This is a genomic window from Ectothiorhodospira shaposhnikovii, assembly GCF_016584105.1.
In the GTDB taxonomy this organism is placed as follows: Bacteria; Pseudomonadota; Gammaproteobacteria; order Ectothiorhodospirales; family Ectothiorhodospiraceae; genus Ectothiorhodospira; species Ectothiorhodospira shaposhnikovii.
Genome location: NZ_NRSM01000046.1, coordinates 1 through 15,636 on the forward strand (window position 1 = coordinate 1; position 15,636 = coordinate 15,636).

Below are 15,636 nucleotides of genomic sequence, written 5' to 3' on the forward strand. Positions count from 1 at the left end.
GGCTTGCAATGGACCACATTGGTGATACACAATGAAGCCTGTTGGGAAGCCTAAGTGCTTGATTTGATGGGCTTAGGGGGCGAGTAAAGCGAATCCTCTCCTCGGCACCAACTTGATTTCGATGAACGGCCCGCTCACTGCGGGCCGTTTTCGTTTCAAGCGCCGGATTGTACCTCCTTTCCGCCGGGAATCCCAGCCCGGGCTTGCCCACGGCGCCACGGGCAGACTCAGCCCGTCAGAAGGAAGTACAGGATGACGAGGGCAGCGAGCAGGGCGATGACGGACATGACGCCCATGAGTCGCCACATCAACACGTCCATCGGGCCCGGCAGGCGACAGACCGGACCGGAACGCCCTCCCCTGGCCCCCTGCCGAACCGGGATTTTTCGCCCACGACGTCCCCCACCCATGACCGGCAACCCCATGCGGGCCTGGGTCAGTCCAGTGCCAGCGCCGATTCCGGCAGGGTCTGGCCGCCGTCCACCACCAGGGTCTGACCGGTGATGTAGCGCGCCTCCTCCGAGGCCAGGAACAGCATGGCCCAGGCCACGTCTTCCGGCTCCCCCAGATACCCCATGGGGATGGAGGCCTCCATCCGGCGCAGATATTCCGGCCCCACGTCCTTCAAACCCTCGGTGCGGATGTTGCCGGGCAGCACCGCGTTGATGGTGACGTTGTCCCGGGCATATTCCAGGGCCGCGGACCGCATGAAGCCCAGCATGCCCGCCTTGCTGGCGCCATAGTGCGCCCAGCCGGGGAAACCGGTCATGGGACCGGTGATGGACGAGGTGAGCAGGATGCGGCCGCTCTGCTGGCGCCGCATGGCCCAGGCGACGGATTTGACACAGAAGAACACGCCTTTGAGATTCACGGACATGACCCGGTCCCACTCGGCCTCGCTCATGTTCTCGATGGTGGCGGACGGGAAGATCCCCGCGTTGGCCACCAGGATGTCCACGCTGCCGAAATGGGACATGGCCTCCCCGATCATGGCCTCGGCATCGGCGCGCTTGCTCACATCCGCCTGACAGGCCACGGCCTGACCGCCGTCTTCCTCGATCAGGGCCACCGTGGCCCGGGCAGCGGCCAGATCCAGGTCCGAGACCAGTACACGCGCCCCCTCGGCGGCAAAGACCCGCGCAATGGTGCGACCGATCCCCTTCCCTGCCCCGGTAACCACCGTACTGCGATCCTGAACCCTGCTGACCATGGATATACCTCTTGAGTTGTGCGCCTCATGGGCAGCCCCGCAAGGGGCCGTTACCCCGCCCTGGAGGCCGGCGGATGCTGCCCGTGTTTCTTATGACTGATTCGATTACGAATCCCCTTCTCCAGTTCCAGAATGATGAACAACACCACGCCCACGGCGAGGATGACACCCCATTCCAGCAGGCCCACCGGCTCGCTGTCGAAGAAGAACTGCATGAAGGGCGCGTAGGTGAACACCAATTGCAGGCCCACCACGATGAGGACGGCGATGAGCACGGCCCGGGTACCGATGAGGCCCTTGAAGCTGAGCGACGTCACCTGCATGGAACGCACGCTCAGCAGATAGAAGATCTCCATCACCACCAGGGTGTTGACCGCATGGGTGCGGGCCATTTCCACGCTGTAGCCCTGCTGCACCGACCACAGGTAGATACCGAAGATCCCGATCAGGAACAGGAACGACACGAACAGGATGCGCCAGATCAGGAACAGGGACAGGATGGCCTCTCCCGGCGCCCGGGGCGGCCGCTTCATGACATTCTTCTCCGCCGGCTCGAAGGCCAGGGCCATGGCCAGCCCCACGGAACTGACCATGTTCACCCACAGCACCTGCAGGGGGGTGATGGGCAGGGCCATGCCCAGCATGATGGCGGTGATGATGGAGCCGGACTCACCGCCATTGATGGGCAGCAGAAAGGTAATGGCCTTCTTCAGGTTGTCGTAGACCCGGCGCCCTTCCCGCACCGCGTGGGCAATGGAAGCGAAGTTGTCGTCCGCCAGCACCATCTCCGATGCCTCCTTGGCGGTCTCGGTGCCGTTGCGTCCCATGGCCACGCCCACGTCCGCCTGCTTGAGGGCCGGGGCATCGTTGACGCCGTCACCGGTCATGGCCACCACATAGCCATGCCATTGCAGGGCGCGCACCAGGCGCAGCTTGTGTTCCGGAGTGGTGCGGGCAAACACGTCCACGTCCGGCACGGTACGGCGCAGGGTCTCGTCGTCCATGGCATCCAGATCCCGGCCGGTGAGGACCTTGTCCCCATTGGCCAGGCCCAGTTGCCCGGCAATGGCCCGCGCCGTGCCGGCATGGTCGCCGGTAATCATCTTCACCCGGATGCCCGCCTGCTGACAGTCGGCCACCGCCTGGATGGCCTCCTCCCGTGGCGGGTCGATGAGTCCGAACAGACCGATCAGCTCCAGACCGTCCTCCACGTCGGAGAACTTCAGTTCCCGATGCCCCGCATCCGCGGGCATGCAGGCCACGGCCAGCACCCGCTCGCCCCGGGCCGCCAGGGCCTCCACCCGTTCCAGCCAGGCATCCCGATCCAGTGCCGCCGGGCCATTGGCGGTACGCACGCGGCGACACATCTCCAGCAACTGCTCGGGCGCACCCTTCACATGGATCATGCCCTGCCCTTCATGGTCATGGTTCAGGGTGGCCATGAAGCGGTGTTCCGACTCGAAGGGGATGATGTCGGTGCGGGGGCGATCCTTGTGTTCGAAGACCGGGTCCATGCCGGCCTTGATGCCGGCGGTGAGCAGGGCCCCTTCCATGGGGTCCCCCTCCACCTGCCACTGCCCATCCTTCTGGCGCAGACGGGAGTCGTTGCACAGCACCATGGCCCGCAGGGCCTCCAGCAACAGCGCCTCCCCGGCCGGGTCCACCTCCCTGTCATCCACGGTGAAACCACCATGGGGATCGTAGCCCACCCCGGTGATCTCGTAGTCCCGCCCGGCCAGGGCAATGGAACGCACCGTCATCTCGTTGCGGGTCAGGGTGCCGGTCTTGTCCGAGCAGATGATGGACACCGAACCCAGGGTTTCCACCGCCGGCAGGCGACGGATGATGGCGTTGCGGGAGGCCATGAACTGGACACCGATGGCCAGGGTCACGGTGAGGATGGCGGGCAGGCCCTCGGGGATGGCCGCCACCGCCAGGGCCACGGAGGCCATGAACATCTCCACCACGGTGTAGTCGCGCACCAGCATGCCGAAGGCGAACACCAGACCCGCCAGACCGATGATGGCCACCGTCAGCCAGCGGGCAAAGACGTTCATCGCCCGCAGCAGCGGCGTGGTGAGGGATTCCACGTCGGACAGCAGGGTGCTGATGCGACCGATCTGGGTGCGGGCGCCGGTTTCCACCACCACGCCGGTGGCCTGCCCCGCCGTGACCAGAGTGCCGGAAAAGGCCATGGAGGTCTGGTCCCCCAGATCGGCCCCGGCGGAGACCGCCTCGACGGACTTGTCCACGGGGACGGATTCACCGGTGAGCATGGCCTCCTGCACCTGCAGCCCCTTGACCCTGATCAGTCGCAGGTCAGCGGGCACCTTGTCGCCGGGTTCCAGCAGTACCAGGTCACCGGGCACCAGCGCCTCGGCTTCGACGGTCATGCGTTCACCGTCCCGGATCACCGCGGCATGGGGCGAGAGCATGTCCCGGATGGCCTGCAGGGCCTTTTCCGCCTTGCCTTCCTGGACAAAGCCGATGATGGAATTGAGCAACACCACCGCCAGGATGACGCCGGTGTCCACCCAGTGCCCCAGCAGGGCGGTGATGAGCGCGGCGCCCAGCAGGACGTAGATGAGCAGGTTGTTGAACTGGGCCAGGAAACGGCCCAGCGGGCCGCGGGTCTTGGGGGGCGGAAGGCGGTTGGGGCCATATTCGGCGCGGCGGCGCTCGATCTCGTCCGTGGTCAGGCCTTCACGGTCGGAGGTCTTCAGCTGCCTGACGGCATCCCCGGCATCCAGGTGATGCCAGCGGGAAGTGACTCCGGTCTCTTTTTCCTCGGACATGGGGCATCCTTCTTGTGAGTGAACTCACGCGTGAGCGTACCCGGCGCCCCTCTCCCCGGCGCGGGGGAGAGGAAGGGAATGAGGGGGGGGGAGAACCGGACAGCGGTGGCGCCGGCACTCCCCCCTGCCCTTACTGGAAGGGATGACGCATCAGGATGGTCTGATCCCGGTCGGGACCGGTGGAGATGATGTCCACCGGGATGCTGGCGATCGCCTGGATACGCTCCAGATAGGCGCGGGCGTTGGGGGGCAGGCGGTCGTATTCGGTGATCCCCAGGGTGGATTCCTGCCAGCCGGGCATCTCCTCGTACACCGGTTCGCACTCGGCATAGGATTCGGCGCCGGCCGGGGGTTCGGTGACCATGGTATCGCCGCAGCGGTAGCCCACGCAGATCTGCAGGGTCTCCAGGCCATCCAGCACGTCCAGCTTGGTGATGCAAAGACCGCTGATGCTGTTGATGGACACGGCCCGCTTGAGGGCCACGGCGTCGAACCAGCCGCAGCGACGGGGACGGCCGGTGGTGGAACCGAACTCATGACCGCGACGAGCCAGGTGCTCGCCCATGGTATCGAACAGCTCGGTGGGGAACGGACCGGCGCCCACCCGGGTGGTGTAGGCCTTGGTGATCCCCAGCACGTAGTCCAGGTCCAGCGGACCCACGCCGCTGCCGGTGCAGACGCCGCCAGCGGTGGTGTTAGAGGAGGTCACAAAGGGATAGGTGCCGTGGTCCACGTCCAGCAGGGTACCCTGGGCACCTTCGAACATCACCGCCGCCCCTTGATTGCGCAGGGTGCGCAGACGTTCCGGCACGTCGATCACCAGGGGTCTGAGCTCCTCGCCCATGGCCAGGGATTGTTCCAGCACCTGCTGAAAATCGATGGTATCGGTGTGGAAGTAATGCTTGAGCACGAAATTGTGATAGTTGAGCACCTCGCCCAGCTTGGCGGCGAAGCGATCCCGATGGAACAGATCCCCCAGGCGCAAACCGCGGCGGGCGACCTTGTCCTCATAGGCCGGACCAATACCGCGACCGGTGGTGCCGATGGCGGCGGCGCCCCGGGCCTTCTCCCGGGCCTGATCCAGGATGACGTGGAACGGCAGGATCAGCTGGCAGGACTCCGACAGGCGCAGACGCTCGCGCACCGGCACGCCGTTTTCTTCCAGCATGGCCATTTCCTTGAGCAATGCCTCGGGAGAAAGCACCACGCCGTTGCCGATCATGCACTCCACCCCTTCCCGCAGGATGCCGGAGGGGATCAGATGCAATACCGTCTTCCTGCCTTCGATCACCAGGGTATGACCGGCATTGTGTCCACCCTGGTATCGCACCACGGCGGCTGCCTTTTCGGTGAGCAGGTCCACGACCTTGCCCTTGCCTTCATCGCCCCACTGACTGCCCAGGACTACCACGAATTTACTCATGTTCAAGCGTCCACCACTGTCCACTGATTGTTTGTCTTGACCAGCACCCGGTCACAGCCCAGGGCCACTGCATCGTTATCCTGCCCGTCCAGCCCCTGAATCACCCGTTCACCCCGGCGACGCAGGTCGACGACGGCGTGGATCAGGTCCGGGTCCGGGTCCGCCGGCGCCAGGATGCCTCCCGGCGCGGCACACTCCGGACACCGGGACAGGCGCACCAGAGTCTTGAGGTCGGCGCTGAAACCGGTGGCCGGACGGGCACGGCCGAAGACGCGCCCGATGTCGTCGTAGCGACCGCCACGGGCCACTTCCTGGCCAATGCCGGGCAGGTAGGCGGCAAAGACCAGGCCGGTGTGATAGTGATAGCCACGCAGTTCCGCCAGATCCACATGCAGGACCACATCGGGATGGGAGGCCTGCACCGCCCGCGCCAGGTGTTCCAGGGCGTCCAGGGCGATCATCACGGCGTCGTCGGCACCGGCCAGTTCGATACGGGCCCGGTCCAGGGTATCCCGATCGCCGTTGAGATCCGCCAGGACGCCCAGGCGACGGCGCTGATCCGCACTGACCGGCAGCTGGGCCAGGCAGTCGCGGATTTCCGGCAGGGCCTTGCGCTGCAACAGGTCGAACAGACGGGTTTCCTGTTCCGGGTCCAGTGCGGCATCGGCGGCCAGGCTGCGGAAAATGCCCACATGTCCCAGGTCCACACAGGGGGTGTCCACCTCGCAGACCGCCAGGGTCTCCAGCATCAGGCGCAGGATCTCCACATCGCTGGCAAGACCGGCATGGCCGTACAGTTCGGCCCCCAGCTGCAGCAGGCTGCGGGAACCGGCAAAGCCGTCAGGACGGGTATGGAGCACAGTGCCCGCATAGCACAGGCGGCTGACCCCCTCACGCTTGAGGCGATGGGCATCGATCCGGGCCACCTGCGGTGTCATGTCCGCACGCACCCCCATGAGCCGGCCGTTGAGCTGATCGGTGAGCTTGAAGGTCTGCAGGTCCAGGCCGTGGCCGGTGCCCGTGAGCAGGGACTCCAGGTATTCCACGAAAGGCGGCATCACCAGCTCGTAGCCCCAGCTGTGATGAAGGTCAAGGATGCGGCGGCGGCAGGTCTCCAGGCGCTCAGCCAGCGGCGGCAGGGCCTCGTCGATACCTTCCGGTAACAGCCAGCGGTTGGAATCAGTCATGTGAACAAATCGCTTGGATTGGCGCCGCATTATAACCCGAGCCGCCCGGCATCACGAAAAATGGCTGTCATGCCCGAATCCACCACAGGGCCAGGGCCCCGGTCAGCAGGCTGAACAGACCGATTCCCCGCAGCACATTGTCGGGCAGTTCGGCCACCTGCAGCAGGCCGCGGCGAAAACCGGCGGGATTGAGAAACGGCAACACGCCTTCGATGATCATGAGCAGGGCCAGTGCCGCCAGCAGATCGGACCACATGATGAGGGAAAGACCTCGCGATGATCAGCCCCGCCAGGGGCAGGTAAGGATGGTGAGGGTTGCCGGACGACAAACGGCGGCCACGGGGGCCGCCGATGTCATGGACTTCAAACCACCGGGCTCAGTTCTCCCGGGTCCCACGCATGCCCATGGGATCCTGGAAGTAACGGAAGAACTGCGAATCCGGTTCCAGGACATAGAAGTTGTCCTTACCCACCATGGTATTGCGATAGGCCAGCAGGCTTCGGTAGAAGGTGAAGAACTCCGTATCCTGCTCATAGGCCTGGGCGTAGACCGCCGCCGAGGTGGCGTCCCCTTCGCCTCGGATCTGTTCCGCGTCACGATAGGCATTGGCGATGATCACGGTGCGCTGACGGTCGGCGTCGGCACGGATACGCTCCGACTGCTCCTGACCACGGGCACGGAAGTCCTGGGCGATACGCTCACGCTCGGCACGCATGCGGCTGAACACCGATTCGCTCACCTCGTCGGGCAGGTCCATGCGGCGGATGCGCACATCCACCAGGGTCACACCCAGCTCACCGGCGGTGTCCAGGGCCTGCTGACGCACGGCCCCCATGATGGTGATGCGATCACCGGACACCACTTGATCCAGGGTGTACTTGGCGAACTCGTTACGCATGCCGTCGCGCAGGATCTGGGCCATGCGGTCCTGGGCGTTGCGTTCGTCACCCCGGGTGGCCCGGAAGAACTGACCCACGTCGTCGATGCGCCACTTGGCGTAGAAGTCGACGATGACGTTCTTGGCCTCGCTGGTGAGGAACCGGTCCGGCGGGATGTCCAGGGTCATGATCCGGGCATCGAACTTGCGCACGTTGTTGACGATGGGGAACTTGAAATGCAGTCCCGGATCCAGGTCCGTGCGCTTGATCTCCCCCAGACTGAACACGATCACGCGTTCTCTCTCGTCCACCGTGAAGGTGGACAGCCACACGACCAAGGCCGCAACGGCTATGGCAATCGCTGCGATCCTAAACATCAACGCACCTCCCGGGAACGGGGATCAGGCCGCTGCTGATTCAGGGGCTGCAACGGCATGGGACGGGTGGAGAGAGTGGACGGCGCGGTGGTGGAGGCGCGGGCATCCCGCAGGGCCTGACCATCGCCGCCCATGATCTTGTCCAGGGGCAGGAACAGCAAGTTGTTGCCGCCCTTCACGTCCACGAACACCTTGCTGGCGGAGCCCAGCACCACCTCCGTGGTCTCGATGAACAGGCGCTCGCGGGTCACTTCCGGCGCCCGCTGGTACTCGGTCAACAGCTGGGTGAAACGGGCGGCGTCACCTTCCGCCTGGGCCAGAACCTGATCCCGGTAGGCCATGGCCTCCTCCATCAGGCGAGCCGCCTCACCCCGCGCCCGGGGGAGCACGGTATTGGCGTAGGCCTCGGCCTCGTTACGGAAGCGTACCTCGTCCTCTCGGGCACGGATGGCGTCGGCAAAGGCCTCCTGCACCGGCTCCGGCGGCTGGGCCTGCTGCATGCTCACGGCGGTCACGGCAATGCCGGCGCCATAGGCATCCAGGGCCTCCTGAATGACCACGCGGGCGGAAGTGGCCACATCGCCACGACCGGCACCCAGGATGAACTCCAGGGTACTCTTGCCGATGCGCTCGCGAATGGCGGATTCCATCACCTGACGGGCGGTGGCGTCGGGGTTGCGGACGTTGAACAGGAAACGTTCAGGGTCCATCACGCGATACTGCACGGCGATGTCCACATCGATGATGTTTTCATCACCCGTGAGCATCAGGGCCCGGTGCTGGATGGAACGGATGTTGTCGATATCGACGATCTCCACCCGCTCGATGGGATAGGGCAAATGCCAGTTGGGGCCGGGAGTGGCCACGGACTGGAACGCGCCGAAGCGAAGCACCACGCCCCGCTCACCTTCACTGACGATGAAGAAGCCGGAAGCCAGCCAGATCACCAGGGCCAGGATGGCGGCCAGACTGATGCCGGCCGAGGCATGCTTGCCCATGCCGCCACCGTTGCCGCCCTCGCCACCACCACCGCCGCCGAAGACGGCGCCCAGCTTGTTGGACAGTTTCTTCAGGACCTCATCCAGGTCCGGCGGACCCTGGTTGCCGCCACGGTTGCCACCGCCGCCACCCCAGGGGTCTTTGCTGTTGTTTCCTGGTTCGTTCCAGGGCATGAGCTGACTCCGTTGAAAACGCGATCAAACGTCCGATGATAACAGGAAAAACACGCAGATCAGGCGTACAAACCGCCCATTCTAGTCATCCATCAGTTTCGGTGTGAACCCACCCCCCCGAAAAAGTTCCTCCAGGCGCCGCCGGGGCAGCCTGACCTTGAGGCGCAGCTCACCGGTATCACTCACCTCCTCGGCCTCCACTGCCTCCAGGGCGTAGAGTCCCGCCCGCTCACGACCGGCCTGGGGCGGCAACGCCAGCCAGCCCTGGACGATGGATTCGGCGAAGTAGTCCCCCAGCCACTGCAGCAGGTCATCCACCCCTGCCCCGGTTTGGGCCGATACCCAGGCCCGGGTGGGCGTGCCCACGGTACCCGGCTCGATCCGCGGCTCGGCGCCGGGAATGAGATCGATCTTGTTGAAGACCAGCACCTGGGGCACGTCTCTGGCGCCGATCTCCTCCAGCACCTCGTCCACCTGCCGCAGATAGATGTCCCGCTCGGCGGCATGGGCATCCACCACATGCAGCAGCAGCGCCGCTTCCCGGGTCTCGGTGAGGGTCGCGCGAAAGGCCGCCACCAGGTCATGGGGCAGATGACGCACGAAGCCTACCGTATCCGCCAGGATGACGCGTTGCTGGGAAGGCAGGTCCACCCGCCGCAGGGTCGGATCCAGGGTGGCGAAAAGCTGGTCGGCGGCATAGACCCCGGCCTGGGTGAGCCGATTGAACAGGGTGGACTTGCCGGCATTGGTGTAGCCCACCAGGGAGACGGTGGGGATCTCCGCCCGCCGCCGCGACTGACGACCCTGCTCCCGCTGCTGCTCCACCTTCTCCAGCCGTTTCTGGATCTGCTTGATGCGCACGCCCAGGAGCCGCCGGTCGGTTTCCAGCTGGGTTTCACCCGGTCCACGCAGGCCGATGCCGCCTTTTTGCCGCTCAAGATGGGTCCATCCCCGCACCAGCCGGGTGGACATGTGGCGCAGCTGGGCCAGTTCCACCTGCAGCTTGCCCTCATGGGAACGGGCACGCTGGGCAAAGATGTCCAGAATCAGACCGGATCGGTCCAGCACCCGGCACTGGAACAGCCTTTCCAGGTTGCGCTCCTGGCTGGGTGACAGGGCATGATCGAAGATGACCAGTTCAGCCCCGTGGGCCGCCACCAGATCGCGGACCTCCTCTGCCTTGCCGCTGCCGATGAAGTAACGGGGGTCAGGCGCCTTGCGGGTACCGGTTACCAGGGCCAGCGGATCGGCACCGGCGGAACGGGCCAATTCCATGAATTCGGTGCAGTCCTCATCACCGTCCTGAGCGGGAAGGTCCACATGGACCAGGATGGCGCGCTCGCCACTGCGGGGTCTTTCGAACAAGTGGTGTCACAACCTCGATGTGAATGGGGGGGGACGCCTTTCCCCATGAGGGGAAAGGCGTGTCGCAGACATCAGTGCTGGCTGTCCTGGTCGCCATCATCGCCCGTGGACAGCTTGACCGGCCGGGACGGCACGATCGTGGAGATGGCGTGCTTGTAGACCATCTGGCTCACGCTGTTCTTGAGCAATACCACGAACTGATCAAAGGAATCGATCTGTCCCTGCAGCTTGATGCCGTTCACCAGGTAGATGGAGACCGGAATGCGTTCCTTGCGAAGGGTATTGAGAAAGGGTTCTTGTAGCGTCTGCCCTTTTGACATGGTCTGCTCCCGGGTTATGGTCATCATTATTGTGTTTTGCCAGGCGGGGATGGATGCCCCCGGCCCCTGGCCTTGATGGGTTCAGTCTAGCATACCGCCTGATTCAAAAATCCCACGCCGATCCCGTTCCCGGACAGGCGCGCGGCGGTCATTCAGGGCGTCAGGTGGGCCTGAACCCGCGCCAGTATTCCGGCGGAGTCCAGGCGCTCCGGATCAAACACCTCCACATCCGGATAGCCACGCAACCAGGTCATCTGCCGCTTGGCCAGCTGTCGGGTAGCAGTGATCGCCTGAGCCACCATGGTGTCATGGTCAATCCGGCCCTCCAGATATTCCCACACCTGACGATACCCCACGGCCCGCATGGCAGGCAGGTCCAGGCTCAGGTCATCCCGCGCCCGCAGGGCACTGACTTCATCCACCAGTCCCTGCCTGAGCATTTGACGGAAGCGATGGGCAATCCGTTCCCTCAACCGGGTACGATCCGGCGGCATCAGGGCCAGACGCAACACCCGCCAGGGCAGTTGCGAACGCCGGGCACCGCCATGAAACGAGGACAGGGGTGACCCGGTGATACGGTGGACCTCCAGGGCCCGCTGCAGCCGCTGGGGATCGTTGGGGTGGATGCGCGAGGCCGACACCGGATCCACCCGGGCCAGTTCCCGATGCACCGCCTCCCAGCCCTGCTCGGCCGCCAGGGCGTCGATCCCGGCCCGGATCACGGGATCCGCTTCCGGCAGGGTATCCAGACCAAAATCCAGGGCCCGGAAATAAAGCATGGTCCCGCCCACCAGCAGGGGCACCCGCCCCCGTGCCGTGATGTCGCCCATCAGGGCCAGGGCATCCTCCCGGAACCGGGCGGCGGAATAGGCCAGGGCCGGGTCCAGAATATCCACCAGATGATGGGGAACCCGGGCCAGCACATCGGCACCGGGCTTGGCGGTGCCCACGTCCATGCCCCGATAGATCAGCGCGGAATCCACACTGATGATCTCCAGGGGCAGGGACTCGCACAGGCGGATGGCCAGATCGGTCTTGCCGGTGGCCGTCGGCCCCATCAGGAATACCGCCGGCGGGAGTGTCGGGGTAGAGGTCATGTCAGCGGCCCCGCAGGAACAGACGGTCCAGCTGCTCCATGGACAGGCTGACCCAGGTGGGCCGGCCGTGGTTGCACTGGCCGCTGCGCTCGGTGGCTTCCATGTCCCGCAACAGGGCGTTCATTTCAGGAATGCTCAGGCGCCGGTTGGCCCGCACCGAGCCGTGACAGGCCATGGTGGCAAGCAGGGCGTTGACCTGCTCCTCCACCCGACGGGACAGGCCGTGGGCCTTGAGATCGGCGATCACGTCCCGCACCAGAGTGGCCGTATCGCCCCCGGCCAGCAGACTGGGCACCGCCCGCAGCCGCAACTGCTCGGGCCCGGCCCGGTCCACCTCGAAACCCAGGCGCCGGAAGTCCTCCCGATGGGCCTCGGCGGTGTCCGCCTCGGTGCGGCTCACAGCCAGGGTCTCGGGCACCAGCAGGGGCTGGGACTTGAGCCCTTCCGACCAGTAGGCTCGCTTGAGACGTTCATAGGTCACCCGTTCATGCCCCGCGTGCATGTCCACCAACACCAGTCCGTCCACGGTCTGGGACAGGATGTAGACGCCCTGCAACTGTGCCAAGGCATGACCCAGGGGGTAATCCGCCGGGTCGGTGGCCGACTCGGCGGACCGATCCGGGTCCGGCTCCGGATGCAGACGGGCATAGGCAGCCATGGACTCGGCCACCGGCAGGTGCAGGCTGCCCTGGCGTACCGGCCCCGGCTCATACCCTCCCCCGCTGCCCCGGCCCGACAAAGGGCGCGCCGATGCCGGCAACGGTGGCAGGGTCGATCCAGGGATGACAGGCCCCGCCGCCGGGGTTGCGGCCGCCGGAGCGGGCGCCTCGTCGGCAACGGGTTCGCCGGCAACCGGCATCACTCCGGGGCGCAATTCACCCAGGGCCCGGTGCAGACTGCTGAAGAGGAAATCATGCACCATCCGCGACTCGCGAAAGCGCACCTCGTGCTTGGCCGGATGGGCGTTCACATCCACCAGCACCGGGTCCAGGGTCAGGTAGAGCACGAAGGCCGGATGGCGACCGTGATAAAGCACGTCCTGATAGGCCTGGCGCACCGCATGGCTCACCACCTTGTCCCGGACGATGCGGCCGTTGACATAGAAATACTGCAGATCCGCCTGACTGCGGGAAAAGGTGGGTAGCCCCATCCAGCCTTCCAGCTTCAAACCCGCGGCCACCTGCTCAATGAAGACCGACTGCCCGATGAAGGCCTGGCCGCAGACCTGGGCCACCCGGTGATCCCGCTCGGCCTGGGACGAGGCCGCCGGCAGACGGAGCGTGGACTTGCCGTCATGGCTCAGTTCCAGGGTCACATCGAAGCGGGACAGCCCGATCCTTCGCACCACTTCTTCCAGATGGCCGTATTCGGTGCGTTCCGTGCGCAGGAACTTGCGCCGCGCCGGGACATTGAAAAACAGGTCCTTGACATCAATGGTGGTGCCCACCGGGTGGGGGGCCGGCTCGGGGTCGTCGAAGCGGTCACCGCCATCTCCCCGCAGGCGCCAGCCGCTGCCCTCCCCGGCCACCGCCGAAGTCAGGGTCAGACGGGAAACCGAGGCGATACTGGGCAGGGCTTCGCCTCGAAACCCCAGGCTGGCCACCCGCTCCAGATCCTCCAGACTGGCGATCTTGCTGGTGGCATGGCGGGACAGGGCCAGGGGCAATTCGTGGCGCGGAATCCCGCACCCATCGTCCCGGATGCGGATACGCCGCACCCCGCCCTGTTCCACATCGATGTGGATGCGTCCGGCACCGGCGTCCAGGCTGTTTTCCAGCAACTCCTTGACCACGGAGGACGGGCGTTCCACCACCTCACCGGCGGCAATCTGGTTGATCAGCTGGGGGGGGAGTTCCTGAATGGGCACGGGAACGGGGCCCTCGGGACGAACATGGGGGCATGATGATGCGCAAAAGCGGCGGCCCTGCCAAGGGGCGGCACCAGACGCCGCGGGATTGCGACCGGGTCGTCAGCTGTCCCGCATGGGGATTTCCAGCACCTGGCCCACCCGGATGACATCGGAGCTGAGGTTGTTGTGTGCGCGGAGCTGGGACACCGGCACCTGGTAGCGGGTGGCGATGCCGGAGAGGGTCTCGCCGCGCTGGATCACGTGCCGCCCGCGGCGCCGTTCCGCCAGCAGGGTGCCTGGCGGGGCGTGGCCGTCGAAATAGGCCCGCAGGCCACCGAGCAGGGCCTCGGCCATGGACTGCTGGAAGGCAGGGGTGCGCAACTTGCGCTCCTCGGCGGGGTTGGAGATGAAGGCCGCCTCCACCAGCACGGAAGGGACATCCGGGGAACGCAGCACGGCAAATCCGGCCCGCTCCACCCTTTGGCTGCGCACCTTGCCCACCCGGTGCAGTTCACCGATCATGGCATCGGCCAGGGTCTTGCTGGCCTCCAGGGTGCCGTTCTGGGTCAGGTCCAGCAGGACCGAGGCCAGGACATCATCCTTGTCGTTGATGGGCACCGCCCCCAGGCGCCGGTCCGCCTCGTTCTCCCGCTGGGCCAGCCAGCGTGCCGCCTCACTGGTGGCGCCGCGATCGGAGAGCATGTAGACGGAGGAACCCTGCACCTGGGCATTGGGGGCGGCATCGGCATGGATGGAGATGAAGACGTCGGCGTGCTGCTGCCGCGCCCGGTTGATGCGTTCACGCAGAGGCAGGAAATAGTCGCCGGTGCGGATCATCACCGGCGTCATGCCCGGCTCCCGCTGCACCAGGGTATCCAGACGCCGGGCAATGGCCAGCACCACGTCTTTTTCATAGGTGCCGCCGGGACCGATGGCGCCCGGATCCTTGCCCCCGTGGCCGGCATCGATGGCGACGATCACGTCCCGGGAGCGCACCGTTTCCCGGACGGATTGCGTGACGACCGGCTCGGCGCCCCCCTCCTGCTGAAGGTCGATCACCAGACGGTGTCCGGCCCCATCGGCGGGGCGCAGCAGGAAGGTCCGGGGACTGACGGGATGCCTGAGATCCAGCACCACCCGCAGGTCATGCTCGTTGCGGGGGGCGTGGCGCACGCCGCGCAGGGGCCCCGAGGCGGAGCCGGCGGCCCGCAGATCAACAGCCGCGCGGGCCTTGCGCAGATCAAGCACCACCCGGTCCGGATCACTGAGGGTGAACACGGCGTGGTCCACCGGACCACTGAGCTCAAACACCAGACGCGTCACCTCGCCATCCACGGAGGTACGCAGCCCCCTCACCGCCGCCTGACCGGATGCCAGCACGGCTCCCGGCCACCACAGACCGGCCGCCGTCGCGCTGGAGGCGAACAGCAGACTTCGCAGGAATTGCCGCCGCCTGGCCTGGTATCCGTCGTCGGTCACGGTTCCGCCCTCTGAAAAATTCACTCTCTCACTACACTAATAGTGTGGCTGATAAGGCAGGAATTGCAAGCCCGAAAGGGCTGTAATATTAGCCAGATACGCAGTGGTCTTAGGGTGAATTCTCCATCACTCGCCGGACCCAGTCCACGCCGACGGGGCTTTGCGGAGACACCACCAGACGCCGCCCCGATCCGCTGGCGGTCAGGGACAGGCACAGATCGGGGGCCGGCAACCAGCCCTGCCCTTGCCGCGGCCACTCCACCAGATTCAGCGCCTGCCCCCCCAGTTCCTCGCGAACCCCCAGGTATTCCAGCTCCTCGGGGTCCTCCAGCCGGTAGAGATCGAAATGCAGAATGCGACGGCCGGCGATGTCATAGGGTTCCACCAGGGTATAGGTGGGGCTCTTGACCGGTCCCCCATGCCCCAGCCCACGCAGGAACCCGCGGACCTGGGGGCGGGCAAGACCACCCTGGTCCGCGGGTT

The 15,636-nt window shown here is 65.7% G+C and carries 13 protein-coding genes; all 13 read right to left on the reverse strand.

Annotated features, from left to right (window positions below; translation table 11 throughout):
- Positions 1-436: 436 nt before the first annotated feature.
- The gene (gene fabG, locus CKO35_RS16490; RefSeq protein ID WP_200177211.1) at positions 437-1,210 is read right to left on the reverse strand and encodes a 3-oxoacyl-ACP reductase FabG; all 774 of its coding nucleotides are present in this window, start codon (positions 1,208-1,210) and stop codon (positions 437-439) included.
- A gap of 50 nt (positions 1,211-1,260) precedes the next feature.
- Positions 1,261-4,005: a cation-transporting P-type ATPase gene (locus tag CKO35_RS16495; RefSeq protein WP_200177212.1), complete on the reverse strand. Its 2,745-nt coding sequence runs from the start codon at positions 4,003-4,005 to the stop codon at positions 1,261-1,263.
- A 130-nt stretch (positions 4,006-4,135) separates the two neighbouring features.
- Complete coding sequence (locus CKO35_RS16500) at positions 4,136-5,428, reverse strand: adenylosuccinate synthase (protein ID WP_200177213.1); 1,293 nt, start codon at positions 5,426-5,428, stop codon at positions 4,136-4,138.
- A 2-nt stretch (positions 5,429-5,430) separates the two neighbouring features.
- Positions 5,431-6,615 (reverse strand): ATP phosphoribosyltransferase regulatory subunit, encoded by a 1,185-nt coding sequence (locus tag CKO35_RS16505; protein ID WP_200177214.1) that lies wholly within the window; start codon positions 6,613-6,615, stop codon positions 5,431-5,433.
- Positions 6,616-6,682: 67 nt separating this feature from the next.
- Entirely contained in the window at positions 6,683-6,871 is a 189-nt protein-coding gene (locus CKO35_RS16510) for a DUF2065 domain-containing protein (protein WP_200177215.1), read from the reverse strand.
- A 121-nt stretch (positions 6,872-6,992) separates the two neighbouring features.
- The gene (gene hflC / locus CKO35_RS16515) at positions 6,993-7,871 is read right to left on the reverse strand and encodes a protease modulator HflC (RefSeq protein WP_200177216.1); all 879 of its coding nucleotides are present in this window, start codon (positions 7,869-7,871) and stop codon (positions 6,993-6,995) included.
- Positions 7,871-9,043, reverse strand: a complete 1,173-nt coding sequence (hflK, locus tag CKO35_RS16520; protein ID WP_200177217.1) for an FtsH protease activity modulator HflK — start codon at positions 9,041-9,043, stop codon at positions 7,871-7,873. The genes hflC and hflK overlap by 1 nt, the downstream gene beginning before the upstream one ends.
- A gap of 81 nt (positions 9,044-9,124) precedes the next feature.
- Positions 9,125-10,408, reverse strand: coding sequence for a ribosome rescue GTPase HflX (hflX, locus tag CKO35_RS16525; RefSeq protein WP_200177218.1), 1,284 nt, complete (start codon positions 10,406-10,408; stop codon positions 9,125-9,127).
- A gap of 71 nt (positions 10,409-10,479) precedes the next feature.
- Complete coding sequence (hfq, locus tag CKO35_RS16530) at positions 10,480-10,728, reverse strand: RNA chaperone Hfq (RefSeq protein ID WP_200177219.1); 249 nt, start codon at positions 10,726-10,728, stop codon at positions 10,480-10,482.
- Between the two features lie 152 nt (positions 10,729-10,880).
- Positions 10,881-11,825 (reverse strand): tRNA (adenosine(37)-N6)-dimethylallyltransferase MiaA, encoded by a 945-nt coding sequence (gene miaA / locus CKO35_RS16535; RefSeq protein ID WP_200177220.1) that lies wholly within the window; start codon positions 11,823-11,825, stop codon positions 10,881-10,883.
- A gap of 1 nt (position 11,826) precedes the next feature.
- Positions 11,827-13,692 carry a DNA mismatch repair endonuclease MutL gene (gene mutL, locus CKO35_RS16540; RefSeq protein WP_200177221.1) on the reverse strand — a complete coding sequence of 622 codons (1,866 nt, stop codon included), beginning with the start codon at positions 13,690-13,692 and terminating at the stop codon, positions 11,827-11,829.
- Positions 13,693-13,794: 102 nt separating this feature from the next.
- Positions 13,795-15,153: an N-acetylmuramoyl-L-alanine amidase gene (locus CKO35_RS16545; RefSeq protein ID WP_200177222.1), complete on the reverse strand. Its 1,359-nt coding sequence runs from the start codon at positions 15,151-15,153 to the stop codon at positions 13,795-13,797.
- A 109-nt stretch (positions 15,154-15,262) separates the two neighbouring features.
- The coding region (tsaE, locus tag CKO35_RS16550; RefSeq protein WP_200177223.1) for a tRNA (adenosine(37)-N6)-threonylcarbamoyltransferase complex ATPase subunit type 1 TsaE at positions 15,263-15,636 on the reverse strand (374 nt) is incomplete at its 5' end.

What these genes read in the sequence shown, in the direction of transcription:
- CKO35_RS16510 (WP_200177215.1), bottom strand. Translation starts at nt 6,871, where the DNA reads ATGTGGTCCGATCTGCTGGCGGCACTGGCCCTGCTCATGATCATCGAA.
- miaA (WP_200177220.1), bottom strand. Translation starts at nt 11,825, where the DNA reads ATGACCTCTACCCCGACACTCCCGCCGGCGGTATTCCTGATGGGGCCG.
- fabG (WP_200177211.1), bottom strand. Translation starts at nt 1,210, where the DNA reads ATGGTCAGCAGGGTTCAGGATCGCAGTACGGTGGTTACCGGGGCAGGG.
- CKO35_RS16500 (WP_200177213.1), bottom strand. Translation starts at nt 5,428, where the DNA reads ATGAGTAAATTCGTGGTAGTCCTGGGCAGTCAGTGGGGCGATGAAGGC.
- hflK (WP_200177217.1), bottom strand. Translation starts at nt 9,043, where the DNA reads ATGCCCTGGAACGAACCAGGAAACAACAGCAAAGACCCCTGGGGTGGC.
- CKO35_RS16495 (WP_200177212.1), bottom strand. Translation starts at nt 4,005, where the DNA reads ATGTCCGAGGAAAAAGAGACCGGAGTCACTTCCCGCTGGCATCACCTG.
- hfq (WP_200177219.1), bottom strand. Translation starts at nt 10,728, where the DNA reads ATGTCAAAAGGGCAGACGCTACAAGAACCCTTTCTCAATACCCTTCGC.
- CKO35_RS16505 (WP_200177214.1), bottom strand. Translation starts at nt 6,615, where the DNA reads ATGACTGATTCCAACCGCTGGCTGTTACCGGAAGGTATCGACGAGGCC.
- hflC (WP_200177216.1), bottom strand. Translation starts at nt 7,871, where the DNA reads ATGTTTAGGATCGCAGCGATTGCCATAGCCGTTGCGGCCTTGGTCGTG.